This window comes from Bradyrhizobium genosp. L (assembly GCF_015624485.1).
GTDB lineage: Bacteria > Pseudomonadota > Alphaproteobacteria > Rhizobiales > Xanthobacteraceae > Bradyrhizobium.
In genome coordinates, this window is sequence record NZ_CP061378.1 from 3,179,121 (window position 1) to 3,192,407 (window position 13,287).

Below are 13,287 nucleotides of genomic sequence, written 5' to 3' on the forward strand. Positions count from 1 at the left end.
AAGCGTCGCCACCGTCATTGCGAGCGCAGCGAAGCAATCCATCCCACCACACATGCTCAAGCATGGATTGCTTCGTCGCTTCGCTCCTCGCAATGACGCAGGCAGAACGTCCTTGATCAGCGCCAGCGCCGGTGCAGCCAGAGCCATTGATCCGGATATTCGCGGATCCAGCCTTCGACGACATCGGTCACGGCCTGCATGGTGCCTTGGACGTCGATCTGGCCGGAGGCATCGAACACCGGCTTCACTTCCTCGGAGACTTCGCCGCGGAAACGGCCGTCGGGCAGGCGGATGATTCTTGTGCCGTGGATCGGGCAGTCGATCTGCCGGCGCAGCCGCGCCAGCGTCGGGTTGGCGGTGGTCTTGCGGCCGAAGAAGGTGACGGGAACGCCGTTGGTCAGATACTGGTCGACCAGCATCGCGACATGCTGGCCGTTCTGCAGCGCCTGCGCCAGCTTGAGCGGGGCGTCGCGGCCGGCCGGGACCATGGTGCCCATCTTGACCGCACGGATCCGTTCGATGGCGCGGTCGGCGGCTTCGATGTTGGGCCGGCGGAACAGGATCGCAGCATCGAGCCCGTGCGCCACGGCGGCGAGCGCGGGCAGCTCCCAATTGCCGAGATGCGCCGCGAAGAACAGCGCCGGCTTGCCGTCGTCGCGCAACTGGTCGAACAGCTGCTTGCTGCGGCCGGAGAATTCGACACGGCTGGGCTTGTCCGGATCGGCGGGATCATGGTCCCAAATGCGGTCGAGATGGGCAAACTCGGCGCCGAGCCGCCCGAGATTGTGCCAGACCCCGCTGAGGATCTGCTCGATCTCCTGCGGTGATTTCTCAGGGAAAGCCGCGGTGAGATTTTCGCGGCCGATGCGGTCTTCGCGCAACCGACGGCCGATGAAATGCGCGGCGCGGCCGAAGAACCTTGCGGTCTTGTCCGGATCGAAATAGCGCGTGGCCCGCAACATGCCGATCGTCGCAGCGCCGGTGGCTGCATCGAGCAGGGGTTTCGCGGTATCTCGCAGGCCGGCGCGGGTACGAAGGAGCAGGCGTTTCATCGCATGAAGCGAGCGCTGGCTCAGGCCGGTTCGCGCGTCAGGATCAGCGAGGCATTCTGCCCGCCGAAACCGAACGAGTTCGACATCACGGCGGTGACCTTGGCATCGCGCGCCTTGTTGCCGACCACGTCGAACGGGATCGCCGGATCCGGCAGCTCGTAATTGATGGTCGGCGGAATCCTTTGATGCTCGAGGGTGAGCAGCGAGAAGATCGCCTCGACCGCGCCGGCCGCCGAGATCGTGTGGCCGACCATCGATTTGTTCGACGACACCGGAATGTTCGCCGTGTGCTCGCCGAACACGGCCGAGGTCGCAAGATATTCCATCTTGTCGTTTTCCGGGGTCGAGGTGCCGTGCGCGTTGATGTGGTCGATCTGGTTCGGCTCCATGCCGGCGTCCGCGAGCGTCTTGCGCACGCAGCCGATCGCCGGCTTGCCGTCGGGGCTGGAGCGGGTGCGGTGGAAGGAATCGGTGAGCTCGCCGCAGCCGGCGACGACGCCGAGGATGTTTGCGCCGCGCGCCATCGCGGCGTCGTAGCTCTCCAGCACCAGCGCGCCGGCGCCCTCGGCCATCACGAAGCCGTCGCGGTTCTTCGAGAATGGCTTTGAGGCGCCCTGCGGCGGATCGTTCTGGGTGGAGAGGGCCGAGAGCAGCGAGAAGCGCACCATGGCTTCCGGGTTCACCGAGCCGTCGGTCGCGATGCACAGCGTCGCATCGGTCTCGCCGCGGCGGATCGCCTCGACGCCGAGCTGGATCGCGGTGGCACCGGAGGCGCAGGCGGTCGACAGCGAGATCGGCGAGCCCTTGGTGCCGAAGGCCTCGGCGAGGTTGAGGGCGACCGATCCGAACGTGAAGCGGCGATGATAATGCGTGAACCTGCCGCCTTCGCTGCAGGCCGCCAGATAGTCGATGATGTCGAAGTCCTTCTTCGGGATGGCGCGCGCGACTTCGAGCCGTTGCGGCCACTCGGCCTCGATCGGGGCGACCGCCAGGAACAGCGGGCCGGGGAAGTCGCCCTTGTTGCCGATGCCGGACTGCGCGAGGGCTTCTTCGGTCGCCATTGTCGCCAGGCGCTCGGACAGGCTGACCGAGGAGAAAGGCTCGACCGGGACGAAATCGACCGCGCCGGCCATCGTCGTCTTCAAGCCATCGATCGGGAAACGGGTCACCGTCTTGATGCCGGACTCGCCCGCGGTCAGGCGTTTCCAATTGTCGGCCTTGCCGGCGCCGAGCGAGGTGACGATCCCCATGCCGGTCACGACAACGATCGGACGGCCGAATTTATCGCGTGGTGCTGCCATGGTATCCCCGTCGCTGCCGGATCAAGCTCCCGGCCAGATTTACTTGACGGCCTCGACAAGTGCCATGCCTTCGCCCTGCCAATGACCGACCCCCAGAACCACAATCTGGGTTGGCGCGTCGGCCTTTTCAACCTCGAACCCGGCCGGATCGTTGCCCGGGTAGAGCGCGCCGCGCGAGATCGACAATGCCGCCAGGGCGAGCCCGAGCGGAAACTGCGCCTCCATGGTGTGGCCGAAGGTGGTCCCGCTGGCGCGCACGGCAAGCCCCGGGTGCTCGCCGAGGAAAGCGCGTTCTTCAGCCGTCGCGGGCTCGGCGCCGGTCATGCCCGTGATCACCACCGCGTTGTCGTCGTTCACGCCAAGCTTGGGCCACATCGCCCGCAGCGACCGCGTCACCGCGCCGGGCTGCTTGCGATGGCCGAGATCGGCGACCACCTTGGTCAGCTTGGCAAACGGCTTTGCGCCGCGGGCTTCGGCGTGCTCGCGCGACTCCATCACCAGGAAGGCGCCGGCAGACCCGACGGCAAAACCCGGATTGACGTCGCGGGCCCAGATCGAGCTGTGCTGGCCCTTGAGTGCGAAGTTACCGAACGCATACAGGATCAGGAGATCGCCGCGATCGCCATTATGCGCGGCGCCGACCAGCGCGATGTCGCTCTGGCCGGCCCCGATGCGGGCGGCCGCGATGCGCGCCGCATCGATGCTCGAGGCTTCCTCGCCCATGAAGGTGCGCGAGGTTCCGCACACGCCGTGAACGATCGCGATATTGCCGGCGAGCAGGTTGGAGAGCTGCGCCAGGAACAGCGTCGGCCGCAGCTCGTTCATCAGCTTCTCGTTGAGAAGCGCCGGCGGCAGATTGCCCTGCGCGCTCGCGTTCTTGATCGCCATGTCGACATTGAGGTCACGCTCGCCGCCACCGGCTGCGATGATCATGTCCATCCGCGACAGGATTTCCTGATTGCCTTTGACGCCGGCGGAATCGAGCGCCAGCCCCGCGGCATAGGTGCCGATGCGCTGCCAGGTCTCCATCTGGCGCTGATCGCCCTTCTTGGGGATCTGGGCGTCGAAGCTGACCGGCGCGATCGGATGGATCACGTAAGGCGCAAGACGCTGCTCGTCGGCATTGACGCGCTTGGCGGCGAGCGCCTCCCAATGCGCGTCCAGCCCCTCGCCAAGCGAGGAGAGCAGGCCGACGCCGGTGATCCAGACTTCCTTCTCAGCCATTACTCATTGCCTGCTGCGGAAATCCGATCTTGCAGGCCATCGCATCCATATGCACACGCAAGTCCGGACTCGGGAATGGGATATGCCGGAAGGTCAGCTCGGCATTGCACTTGAGCTCCTTGCCGACACGCACCTTGGCCGAGGTCACGGCGAAGCCCGAGCCTTCATGCTCGATCTTGGCCTCGATCGTCAGCACCGAGCCGGGGCTGACGAAGCCGCGCATCTTGGCTTCCCTGACCATGGCGAGGAAGGGCATGCGCTCGAACTTGGTCAGGCCGAGGATCAGCCAGCCGGAGCTCTGTGCCATCGCTTCGGTGAGCAGCACGCCAGGCATGATCGGGTAGCCCGGAAAGTGTCCCGCGAACACGCTGTGGCTGGGCGGCGGCACGTCGGCCTCGACAACAACCGTCTTCGCCTCGAGGTCGAGCTCGATGATCCGGTCGATCAGCTGGAAAGTTTCGAGCTGCATGGCGGGCGCGATTACGAGCCCGTGCCCGCGCCCGCGTTCTTGGCCGCGACGAGTTCGTCGATCCGGTCGGCGAGATTCTTCAGCACGAAATACTGCTCCGTCGTCGCCTTGCCGTCGTTGACCTCTTGAGTCCATTTTTCGAGCGGCATCTTGATCCCAAACGCTTTGTCGATAGCAAAAGCTATGTCGAGGAAGTCGAGGCTGTCGATCCCCAAATCGTCGATAGCGTGGCTCTCCGGCTTGATCGTGTCGCGCGGGATATCGCACGTCTCGGCGATAATGTTGGCGATCTGCTCGAATGTGGAAGACATCATTAAGCCTTTGATATATTGAAGGTAATTCTGGGTCGGCTCAGGAGGGGGCGGGCGCGTCGACCCGGAATGCCCGATTTCTGGTGCCGGAGTCGTGTGCCCGTATATCGGAGCGGGGCCGTTAGTTCAATGGAGCTTGGCCGGCCGGAGCGGGATGGTTTGCCGGCTTTGCAGGCAGGGTTCCGGCCAGCCTAGCTTCGAGGCAGCACCGTCATCTTCACGCAATCCCGGCGCCCCATCAGCACGCAGTCCTGGGTCTTGCGCAAATCCGCGATGCTCATGGCGAGCCAGATGCCGATCGCGGTGAGCGCCACGGTGAAGGCGAAGGCGGCGATGTTGGCCAGCATGCGCTGGCGGAAATCGTCCGGCTCCTCGCGCGGCTTTTCATAGCGGGAGAGGTCAGCGGCGACCTGAATCCGGTTCTCAGCGGCGCGGACTTGGGAAGGGCGGAGGCGAGCAGCGCCGGCTTGAGCGGAGTTGACTTGAGCGGAGTTGACTTGCGCAGAATGGGCTTGAGCAGAATGGCTTTGGGCGGAATGAATTTGGACGGGCTGAACCGACCGGGTCGCCTCCTCGCGCTTGCCGGGTGGCTGCGCCGAGGTACGCGGCCGGAACTTGAGCACCACGTGCTCGTCATCCGAAGAGATTGGCCGCTGCGTTTTCACTGCTGTCAGTCCGGTCGCGTCGCGCATTATATGTAGCATGTTCGCCGCGCTTCACACCTAAAATGTTGGTGCGCGCAGAGGTGGTATTCAGCCTTCGATCGTCTCGTGGAACCGGCTGTAGTCGATCCACAGACGGCCGTCGTCCGTCGCGCGGAGAATCTCCGCGTAGCGATGCCCGAAACGGACGTCGGCGTGCTCGTACGATTTTCGCGCATGCACAGTTTGCGCTGCAATGTCGTCATAGCCTGATACGACGAGGCCGAGCCCGGCATTGATGGCTTCCAGCGCCGCGGCGTCGAGGTCGTGCAGCGGGCTGCTTTCGTCGATGACATGAAACAGGGTCCAGCTCAGCGCCAGCGCCGGGCTGTCGCTGCTGACCAGCGCCAACTCCTGAAAGCGGCGATAGGTCATGCCTTCCTTGCTGACACTTCGCCTGAACAGCCAAAGCCGTGCCGAGGCATTGGCGATGATGTTGTGCCGCTCGTTGGCGAGACGGATCATCAATGTCCGTTGCCCCTCATGGTCCGAGATCACCGGATTGTCGGCGAACAGAAGGCGCGCGCTCGGTCGCGAGAAGCGGGCAAAGATCAGCCCGGTCATCAGCGACATCGAGAAGATGCCGGTGAACAGCTCGACGGCCGCGATGAAGTGCCCGTAATGCGTCTGCGGGTGCATGTCGCCGTAGCCAGCGGTCGAGAGTGTTTCGATGCTGAAATAAAGGTAGTCGATGTACTGGCCGCCGGGCACGTTGGCGATCGGCTGATCGCCGAGCCAGTAGAGCAGGGCGAAGCAGCCGTTGAAGACGACGAACACCAATGCTGCACCGCCGATAAAGGCCGGCCACGACGCCGTCATGCAGCGATGGCTGATGTCCGCCCAGAAGCCGAGCTCCAATCCCTCGGTCATGACCTCGCGGTTGCCGAGGCGGAAGCTGCGAGTCCTTGTCCGGTTGGTTGCTGGTCCAGCCATTGTCTAGAGCCTATCGGCCTCTTTCACCCGCCGGTGACATCATGTCATAATGGAACTTATTCCGGAGCGCCGGTCAAACGGGAGCACAGATCATGGCCCATACACGCGAGCCCTATGTCAAACCGGTGCCGATCCTGTCGCTGCGGCCGACGCAGATGACGGTCGGCATGCACGAAGTGAAGGAGAAGCGGAAGCGCTGGCGCGAGCACAAGTCGGACAAGAAGCGCGCCGAGCTGCTCGGCAAGCACATGATTCCCGTGGTCCATGGTCCCGACGATCGCTACTACGTGGTCGATCATCATCACATGGCCCGCGCGCTGCACGAGGAAGGCGTCAAGGACATCCTGGTCACCGTGATCGGCGACCTCACGATGGTCGAGCGCGACGTGTTCTGGGGCGTGATGGACAACAAGCGCTGGGTCTATCCCTACGACTCCAAGGGCGAGCGCCGTCATTTCCGGGAGATTCCGAAGTCGATCAAGGATCTCAAGGACGATCCGTTCCGCAGCCTCGCCGGCGAGATGCGCCGCGCCGGCGGCTTCGCCAAGGACACCACGCCGTTCAGCGAATTCCTCTGGGCGGATTTCCTGCGCCGGCATATCCCGCGCAAGACGGTGGAGAACAACTTCGCCAAGGCGCTCGAGAAGGGACTGGCGATCGGCCGCAGCCAGGGCGCGACCTATCTGCCCGGCTGGTGCGGCCCGGCGTCGGACGACTGATCGGCCTCGCCCGGTGGCGATGGATCATTCTTGCCGCCGAGCGTGCGGTGCAGCCAGGTCTCCGCACGCTTGCCGAAGGTGAGCAGCAGGAACGCCAGCACCAGCGCGGTGATCACGATCGGCCAATGTCCGGCGCCGCAAACGACCCCGACGCAGGCGGCCAGGAAAGCGCAGGCGGCGCTGGTCAGGCCGTGGACATGGAAGCGATCGCCGCGGCGGACGATCACGCCGGCGCCGAGAAATCCGATGCCGGTCAGCACGCCCTGGATCACACGGCTGGCCGCATCGGTGAACTTGCCGGGTTCGACGGTCTGCAATGCCAGCAGCACGACCATGGCCGTGGAGAGGCTGACGAGGCCGAGCGTCTTCAGGCCGATCGGCTTGCCGCGCAGGTCGCGGTCGAGGCCGATCGCGCCGCCGGCAAGCGTAGCTGCGCCAAGGCGCAGGATGATCTCGCTCCAGTCGCTCAATTCCGCCTCTACTTCGACTGTCGCCCGAGCATGTAGAACTCGTCGTTCGGCCGCATCCCGGTGACGTTGGCAAGTCGGTTCGAGAGCGCGAAGAAGGCCGCGACCGCGGCGATGTCCCAGACGTCGTCGTCGCTGAAGCCGTGCGCGGCGAGCGCTGCGAAATCCGCCTCGGAGACTTCCTCGGCCGCGCGGCTCACCTTCATCGCGAAGTCGAGCATCGCGCGCTGCCGCGGCGTGATGTCGGCCTTGCGGTAGTTGACCGCGATCTGGTCGGCGATCAGCGGGTTCTTGGCACGGATGCGCAGGATCGCGCCATGGGCGATCACGCAATACTGGCACTGGTTGGCGGCGCTGGTCGCGACCACGATCATCTCGCGCTCGGCCTTGGAGAGGCCGCTGTCCTTTTCCATCACCGCGTCGTGATAGGCGAAGAAGGCGCGAAACTCGTCGGGACGGTAGGCCAAGGTCAGGAACACGTTCGGCACGAAGCCGGACTTCTCCTGCACCGCGAGGATACGGGTGCGGATATCCTCGGGGAGATCTTTGAGAGCGGGCGTCGGGAAGCGTGCTGCGGTCGGCTGCGTCATGGGCTGGTTCCAGCATGCCGCAGGGAATGCGGCGTCATGCCGAACCATAGTTAGCGCAGCGGCTTCTTCAAGAGCGAGAAGCGATCCGGATCGAGGCCCAATGACGGCTGCAGCATCGGAGCTTCTGCCGGCGCCATGGTGCGCGGCGGCGCGGGTGCGCTGATGCCGGGGTCGTTGGCCGAGGTGTCGCGATGCGAAGTAGCGCCGCGCCAGCGCTCCAGCACGGCGCTGACGAAATGCATGTCGTGGCCGGCGGTCACCGACGGGACGGTTGCGATGGTGGCCTCGCCGCGCGGCAATTGGTGCGGCGGCACCTCCTTGAAGCGCAGCCGCGTCGGCAGCGCCACGCCTTCGCCGAACGCCAGCACCTCGCGGGTGCCGAGCGAGGGCACGAAGGACAGCAGATTGGCGGCCGCATCCGACACCGCGGAACGCAGCAGCGCCTGGTCGCGGTCGTTGGCAAGCCGCATCGTAAACAGCGTGTTGCACTGGGAGATGATGGTGGCGTCGAGCTCGGCCGGACGCTGGGTGATGAGGCCGAGATAGACGCCGTATTTGCGGCCTTCCTTGGCGATGCGCGACACCGCCTTGCGGGTCGGGCCGAAGCCGATGTTGCGGTCGGCGGAAGCGTAGCGGTGCGCCTCCTCGCAGACGAACAGCATCGGCGAGACGCCGTCGCTCCACAGCCCGAAATCGAACGCCATGCGGCACAAGACCGACACCACGGAATCGACGACTTCGGCGGGGAAGCCGGCGAGCTGCATGATGGTCATCGGCCTGCCGTTGGCGGGCAGGCGGAACAGATGGCTGATCACTTCCGCCATGGTGTCGCCGCCGACATTGGCGTTGTCGAACATGAAGGCATAGCGCGGATCGTTGCGCACCGCGTCGATGCGCGAGATCAGCTTGTGATAGATGATGCGCGACGAGCGGTTCTCCAGCTTGCCCATGCGCTCGTCGATCAGCGAGATCAGGTCGACCAGGCGATACGGCACCGGCGTGTCGACGGTGTAGCCGATCTGCTTGGGATCGATGCGCTTCAGCCCGAGCCCGACCCGATCGGAGTTCTGGTACTGGGTGTAGATGCCCTTGGCCATCGGAATGACCTCGGCGAGGATGTCGAGCTCCTCGGGCACGCCGGGACGGCCGCCGAACAAGACGTCGACGATCTCTTCGAAATTGAACAGCCAGAACGGCAGCTTCAGGTTTCGCGGGTTGAGCACCTGGGCGCGGTCGCCGAAGCAGCGGCCATATTCATTGTGCACGTCGAGCAGGAAGATGCGCAGGTTCGGCCGCGACTTCAGGATCTCGTTGAGCAGGAGCGACACGCCGGTGGATTTGCCGACGCCGGTCGAGCCGAGCACCGCGAAATGCTTGGAGAGCATTTCCTCGACGTCGACATAGGCAATGATCGAGCGGTCCTGCTGCAGCGTGCCGACGTTGATCTGGTCCGAACCGCTCGGCGCATAGACCGTGCGCAGCTCCTGGCTCGTGATCAGCTCGACGGCATCGCCGATGGTCGGATAATGGGTGACGCCGCGCTGGAATTTCGGGCGCTCGCCGCCGAGGATCTCGCCGAGCAGGTCGACCGAGGCGGTCGCGATATAGGTGTCGGCCGCCGGCAGGTTCTCGCAGGAGACTTCGGTGATCATGGCGACGATGATCGATGAAGCGCAGCGGATACTGACGAACCGGCCGACGGTCGCTCGCATTTCCGAAAGCGGCATCTGGCCGCCGGGCAACAGCCCGACCCGGGCCTGCGAGCCGCGCACAGAGATCACACGTCCGAAGGATGTCACAGTTATGGCCTGGTTCGCTCTGATCGAATGAAAATGTCCGGACCAATATGCCAAGGCGGGGCTGGAAAAACCGTTAAGTCGCCATGGTTCCGGATCGGCTAAATCTACACCATTCCGGTCAGGATTTGTTTCTGTCACATGGCGCGCCGCGCCGCTTCGGCGCAGTTCGGCGTCGAAATCGTCGCTTTCCGACACGTGTCGCGATCGTTTCGCGGTTTTTCTGTTAACGCCGGGTTCACCATATCTGCGAGAGCCCAGGGCGTTCCGTACGTATACGGATGCTGCGGCGCGACGCGCCGCGCCGAGTCTCGTGTTATCGCGTAACCGATTGCTAACTGCGACTTGTAACGCCCTTTCCACTTGTCCTGCGTAACGATTGCTGCGCCCGGGGGAGATCAGCGTGAGCGTCGACGACCGCAATCCATCGTTTGGGAATGCCGACACAGGCTCGACCAAGGGGCTGGCCTTCTGCGCCGGCCTGTTGGTGGGAAGTTTGCTCGGCAGCGCTTCCCTGAACATGGGCCTGCGCGAAAGCCTGCTGATCGCCGCCGTCGTGGTGATGGCCGCCATCATCCTGGTGTTGCTGAAGCGGCACCAGGCCTCGGACGAACGGCTCGCCGCCGAGCGCCGCAATCTCTCGACCGCAGTGAACAACATTCCGCAGGGGCTCGTGCTCTACGATGCGTCGGCGCGCATCATCATCTGCAATCGCCCCTATATCGAGATGTTCGGGCTCTCGCCCGATATCGCCAAGCCGGGCTGCACGATGCAGCGGCTGATCGAGCACCGCAAGGAGACCGGCTCGTTCGACGGCGACGTCGACGAGTTCTGCAATGCCATCATCCGCAACGTTCAGCTCGGCAAGGGAACGCGTCAACTGACGGAAGCACCGGGCGGGCGCGCGATCGAGATCGTCAACACGCCGCTCAGGGAAGGCGGATGGGTGGCGACGATCGAGGACATCACCGAGCGCACCCGGGCCGACGAGAAGATCGCCCACATGGCGCATTACGACGCGCTGACCGATCTGCCCAACCGGGTCTTGTTCCGCGAGCGGCTGGAGCAGGCGCTGAAGGCGATCCGCCCCGGCGAGCAGCTCGCCGTGATGTATATCGACGTCGACGAGTTCAAGAGCGTCAACGACGCGCTCGGTCATCAGATCGGTGACGAGCTGCTCAAGGCGCTCGCCGATCGCCTGCGCTCCTGCCTTGCGGATACCGACGTCGCGGCGCGGCTCGGCGGCGACGAGTTCGCGGTGATCCAGACCGCGGTCAAGAGCCAGACCCAGACCATGCAGTTGCTCGCCGCGATCTATCAGGCGATCCGCCAGCCGGTCGACTGCACCGGACATCTGATCACCACCGATGCCAGCATCGGCATCGCGCTGGCGCCCGGCGACGGGCTCGACCTCGACCAGTTGCTGCGCAACGCCGACCTCGCGCTCTATGGCGCGAAGAGCGACGGGCGCCGCACCTACCGCTTCTTCGAGACCGGCATGGACGCGCGCGCCAAGGCGCGGCACAGCCTCGAACTGGAGCTGCGGCAGGCGATCGCCGACGATGGCTTCGAGCTGCATTATCAGCCGCTGCTGCATCTCGAGCAGGAGCGGGTCACCTGTTGCGAGGCGCTGCTGCGCTGGCGGCATCCGGAACGCGGCATGATCTCGCCGGCGGATTTCATCCCGGTCGCGGAAGAGACCGGGCTGATCAACGAGCTCGGGCACTGGGTGCTCAACACCGCCTGCCGTGAAGCCGTGAACTGGCCCGATCACATTCACGTCGCGGTCAACGTCTCCCCGATCCAGTTCAAGAGCCCCGCGCTGGCGCTCAATGTCGCGGCCGCACTCGTATCGTCGGGACTAGCGGCCTCGCGGCTCGAGCTCGAGATCACCGAGGCCGTGCTGATCCGCGACGACGAGGCCGCGCTCGATACCCTGCATCAGTTGCGCGAGCTCGGCGTGCGCATCGCGCTCGACGATTTCGGCACCGGCTATTCCTCGCTGAGCTATTTGCAGCGTTTCCCGTTCGACAAGATCAAGATCGACCGCGCCTTCATCAAGGATCTCGCCGGCACCGGCGCGTCCTCGACCATCGTCCAGGCCGTCGTCAACATTGCCGCCGCCAGCGACATGACCACTACCGCCGAAGGCGTCGAGACCGAGCAGCAGCGCAACATGCTTCGGATTCTCGGCTGCACCGAAATGCAGGGCTATCTGTTCAGCCGGCCGGTGGCGGCCGCTGACATCCGCAAGCTCCTGTCGGTGCACCGCGAGAAGACCGCCTCGGTCGCCTGACGGCGGGCGCGCGCCGCCGCATCCCGATATGTGATATCCGCCACGGAATATCACCTGGCAGCCGGCCATCTTGGATCTCAGCAACAAGAGGGCTCCGCCATGTATTACCTCGTCAACGCACTGCTCGTTCTGGCGATGGCGTTCTTCTTTTTTCTGCCGATGACCGATCGCCGGACGGCCTGGATGAAGCTCTGCATGGTCTGCACGCTCGCCGTCGTCTTGACGGTGTCGGCCACCGCGTCGTTCCGGCCGCACGTGCCGGCGGCGGTGATGATGTCGAAGGGCTGAGATTTCCGGAATTAACCGGGCACGCTCGGCCGCCGACGCGGCCAATAATTTGTTGACGAGACCTAATCCTTTGTACACTAGTACAAATGGAGTTGCCGCCGTTCGTCCGGCTGGGTGAACCGACGCCGGTTCGGCGCCGCCGCGGAAGGAGACCGCCTTATGCAGCCGGAACCGATCTTCGATCTCGCTCATCTCGGACATATGGAGCTCTTGACGCCGAAGCCGGACGAGAGCCTGGCCTTCTTCGTCGAAATCATGGGCATGACGATCAGCGGCCGCAAGGCTGAGTCGGTCTATCTGCGCGGCTGGGACGATTACGAGCGCTATTCGCTCAAGCTCACGGCATCGAACACCTCCGGCATGGAGCACATGGCGTTGCGCGCGCGCAGCCCGCAGGCGCTGGAGCGCCGCGTCGCCGCGCTGAAGGGTTCTGGCTTCGACATCGGCTGGGTCGAGGGTGACATGGGGCAGGGACCGGCGTTCCGCTGCCGCGATCCTGACGGCCACGTCGTCGAGCTCTATTACGAGACCGAATGGTACGAGGCGCCGCATGAGTTGAAGCCGGCGCTGAAGAACCAGGCCCAGCGCTTTCCGGCGCGCGGCGTCAATGTCCGCCGGCTCGACCATCTCAACTGCCTCGCGGTCGACATCAAGGCCAACCGGCTGTTCTTCGAGAATTACCTCGGATGCCGCACCACCGAGCAGATCGTGCTCAACGACGGCACCGAAGCCGCGATGTGGATGACGATGTCGAACAAGAGTTACGACTTCGCCTATACGCGCGATCATTACGGCAAGACAGGCCGCTTCCATCACGTCACCTACGCGCTCGACAGCCGCGAGGAAATCCTGCGCGCCGCCGACATCTTCCTCGAGCACGGCGTCCACATCGAGACCGGACCGCACAAGCACGCGATCCAGCAGACCTTCTTCCTCTATGTCTACGAGCCCGGCGGCAACCGTGTCGAGGTCGCCAATGCCGGCGCCCGCCTGATCCTGGCGCCGGACTGGAAGCCGATCGTGTGGACCGAGGAGGAGCGCAAGAAGGGACAGGCCTGGGGCTTGAAGACGATCGAGTCGTTCCACACCCACGGCACGCCGCCGGTGAAGGGCTGAACGGTCCCGATATAGCCGCGGCAT

Annotated in this window: 15 protein-coding genes and 1 pseudogene; 6 read left to right on the forward strand and 10 right to left on the reverse strand. The window is 64.6% G+C overall.

Going from position 1 to position 13,287, the window contains the following annotated elements; genetic code table 11:
• Window positions 1-116: 116 nt before the first annotated feature.
• From IC762_RS14795 to IC762_RS35780, 6 genes are all read right to left on the reverse strand, one after another.
• Entirely contained in the window at window positions 117-1,052 is a 936-nt protein-coding gene (locus tag IC762_RS14795; RefSeq protein WP_195789502.1) for a lipid A biosynthesis lauroyl acyltransferase, read from the reverse strand.
• Between the two features lie 20 nt (window positions 1,053-1,072).
• Window positions 1,073-2,353 carry a beta-ketoacyl-ACP synthase gene (locus IC762_RS14800; protein ID WP_195789503.1) on the reverse strand — a complete coding sequence of 427 codons (1,281 nt, stop codon included), beginning with the start codon at window positions 2,351-2,353 and terminating at the stop codon, window positions 1,073-1,075.
• 39 nt (window positions 2,354-2,392) lie between these two features.
• Window positions 2,393-3,577 carry a beta-ketoacyl-ACP synthase gene (locus IC762_RS14805; RefSeq protein ID WP_195789504.1) on the reverse strand — a complete coding sequence of 395 codons (1,185 nt, stop codon included), beginning with the start codon at window positions 3,575-3,577 and terminating at the stop codon, window positions 2,393-2,395.
• Window positions 3,570-4,046, reverse strand: coding sequence for a 3-hydroxyacyl-ACP dehydratase FabZ family protein (locus IC762_RS14810; protein ID WP_195789505.1), 477 nt, complete (start codon window positions 4,044-4,046; stop codon window positions 3,570-3,572). Before IC762_RS14810 ends, IC762_RS14805 begins: the two co-directional genes overlap by 8 nt.
• A gap of 11 nt (window positions 4,047-4,057) precedes the next feature.
• Window positions 4,058-4,357 carry an acyl carrier protein gene (locus IC762_RS14815; protein WP_195789506.1) on the reverse strand — a complete coding sequence of 100 codons (300 nt, stop codon included), beginning with the start codon at window positions 4,355-4,357 and terminating at the stop codon, window positions 4,058-4,060.
• 191 nt (window positions 4,358-4,548) lie between these two features.
• Window positions 4,549-4,899 (reverse strand): hypothetical protein, encoded by a 351-nt coding sequence (locus tag IC762_RS35780; protein WP_433995908.1) that lies wholly within the window; start codon window positions 4,897-4,899, stop codon window positions 4,549-4,551.
• On the opposite strand from IC762_RS35780, the gene IC762_RS35785 reads away from it, so the two are divergent.
• Complete coding sequence (locus IC762_RS35785) at window positions 4,795-5,058, forward strand: hypothetical protein (protein WP_433995909.1); 264 nt, start codon at window positions 4,795-4,797, stop codon at window positions 5,056-5,058. The genes IC762_RS35780 and IC762_RS35785 overlap by 105 nt on opposite strands.
• 51 nt (window positions 5,059-5,109) lie before the next feature.
• On the opposite strand, the gene IC762_RS14825 is transcribed toward IC762_RS35785, so the two are convergent.
• On the reverse strand, window positions 5,110-5,991 hold the full coding sequence (locus IC762_RS14825) for an ion channel (RefSeq protein WP_195789507.1): 882 nt from the start codon (window positions 5,989-5,991) through the stop codon (window positions 5,110-5,112).
• 92 nt (window positions 5,992-6,083) lie between these two features.
• Here IC762_RS14825 and IC762_RS14830 point away from each other — a divergent pair, with 92 nt between their 5' ends.
• Window positions 6,084-6,710: a ParB-like protein gene (locus IC762_RS14830; RefSeq protein ID WP_195789508.1), complete on the forward strand. Its 627-nt coding sequence runs from the start codon at window positions 6,084-6,086 to the stop codon at window positions 6,708-6,710.
• Here IC762_RS14830 and IC762_RS14835 read toward each other — a convergent pair.
• Genes IC762_RS14835 through IC762_RS14845 form a run of 3 tightly spaced genes read right to left on the reverse strand, consistent with a single transcriptional unit; the run spans window position 6,671 to window position 9,419 of the window.
• On the reverse strand, window positions 6,671-7,180 hold the full coding sequence (locus tag IC762_RS14835; RefSeq protein ID WP_195789509.1) for an MgtC/SapB family protein: 510 nt from the start codon (window positions 7,178-7,180) through the stop codon (window positions 6,671-6,673). The two genes, IC762_RS14830 and IC762_RS14835, sit on opposite strands and share 40 nt — an antisense overlap.
• Before the next feature lie 8 nt (window positions 7,181-7,188).
• A complete protein-coding gene (locus tag IC762_RS14840) occupies window positions 7,189-7,767 on the reverse strand; it encodes a peroxidase-related enzyme (RefSeq protein ID WP_195789510.1) in 579 nt (192 codons plus the stop codon).
• A gap of 50 nt (window positions 7,768-7,817) precedes the next feature.
• On the reverse strand, window positions 7,818-9,419 hold the full coding sequence (locus IC762_RS14845; protein ID WP_246801568.1) for an ATP-binding protein: 1,602 nt from the start codon (window positions 9,417-9,419) through the stop codon (window positions 7,818-7,820).
• Between IC762_RS14845 and IC762_RS35255 the strand changes: the two genes are divergently transcribed.
• The 4 genes and pseudogenes from IC762_RS35255 to IC762_RS14860 all read left to right on the forward strand — a co-directional run bounded on the left by IC762_RS35255 (window position 9,418) and on the right by IC762_RS14860 (window position 13,263).
• Window positions 9,418-9,597 (forward strand): hypothetical protein, encoded by a 180-nt coding sequence (locus IC762_RS35255; protein ID WP_246801570.1) that lies wholly within the window; start codon window positions 9,418-9,420, stop codon window positions 9,595-9,597. The genes IC762_RS14845 and IC762_RS35255 overlap by 2 nt on opposite strands.
• A 486-nt stretch (window positions 9,598-10,083) precedes the next feature.
• A pseudogene (locus IC762_RS14850) lies at window positions 10,084-11,859 on the forward strand (putative bifunctional diguanylate cyclase/phosphodiesterase); the annotation flags it as partial.
• A gap of 99 nt (window positions 11,860-11,958) precedes the next feature.
• A complete protein-coding gene (locus tag IC762_RS14855; RefSeq protein ID WP_195789512.1) occupies window positions 11,959-12,147 on the forward strand; it encodes a hypothetical protein in 189 nt (62 codons plus the stop codon).
• A 159-nt stretch (window positions 12,148-12,306) separates the two neighbouring features.
• Window positions 12,307-13,263, forward strand: coding sequence for a catechol 2,3-dioxygenase (locus IC762_RS14860; protein WP_195789513.1), 957 nt, complete (start codon window positions 12,307-12,309; stop codon window positions 13,261-13,263).
• Window positions 13,264-13,287: the final 24 nt, after the last annotated feature.

What these genes read in the sequence shown, in the direction of transcription:
- IC762_RS14800 (WP_195789503.1), bottom strand. Translation starts at nt 2,353, where the DNA reads ATGGCAGCACCACGCGATAAATTCGGCCGTCCGATCGTTGTCGTGACC.
- IC762_RS14860 (WP_195789513.1), top strand. Translation starts at nt 12,307, where the DNA reads ATGCAGCCGGAACCGATCTTCGATCTCGCTCATCTCGGACATATGGAG.
- IC762_RS14825 (WP_195789507.1), bottom strand. Translation starts at nt 5,991, where the DNA reads ATGGCTGGACCAGCAACCAACCGGACAAGGACTCGCAGCTTCCGCCTC.
- IC762_RS14855 (WP_195789512.1), top strand. Translation starts at nt 11,959, where the DNA reads ATGTATTACCTCGTCAACGCACTGCTCGTTCTGGCGATGGCGTTCTTC.
- IC762_RS14840 (WP_195789510.1), bottom strand. Translation starts at nt 7,767, where the DNA reads ATGACGCAGCCGACCGCAGCACGCTTCCCGACGCCCGCTCTCAAAGAT.
- IC762_RS14795 (WP_195789502.1), bottom strand. Translation starts at nt 1,052, where the DNA reads ATGAAACGCCTGCTCCTTCGTACCCGCGCCGGCCTGCGAGATACCGCG.
- IC762_RS35255 (WP_246801570.1), top strand. Translation starts at nt 9,418, where the DNA reads ATGGCGACGATGATCGATGAAGCGCAGCGGATACTGACGAACCGGCCG.
- IC762_RS14810 (WP_195789505.1), bottom strand. Translation starts at nt 4,046, where the DNA reads ATGCAGCTCGAAACTTTCCAGCTGATCGACCGGATCATCGAGCTCGAC.
- IC762_RS14845 (WP_246801568.1), bottom strand. Translation starts at nt 9,419, where the DNA reads ATGATCACCGAAGTCTCCTGCGAGAACCTGCCGGCGGCCGACACCTAT.
- IC762_RS14815 (WP_195789506.1), bottom strand. Translation starts at nt 4,357, where the DNA reads ATGTCTTCCACATTCGAGCAGATCGCCAACATTATCGCCGAGACGTGC.
- IC762_RS14805 (WP_195789504.1), bottom strand. Translation starts at nt 3,577, where the DNA reads ATGGCTGAGAAGGAAGTCTGGATCACCGGCGTCGGCCTGCTCTCCTCG.
- IC762_RS14830 (WP_195789508.1), top strand. Translation starts at nt 6,084, where the DNA reads ATGGCCCATACACGCGAGCCCTATGTCAAACCGGTGCCGATCCTGTCG.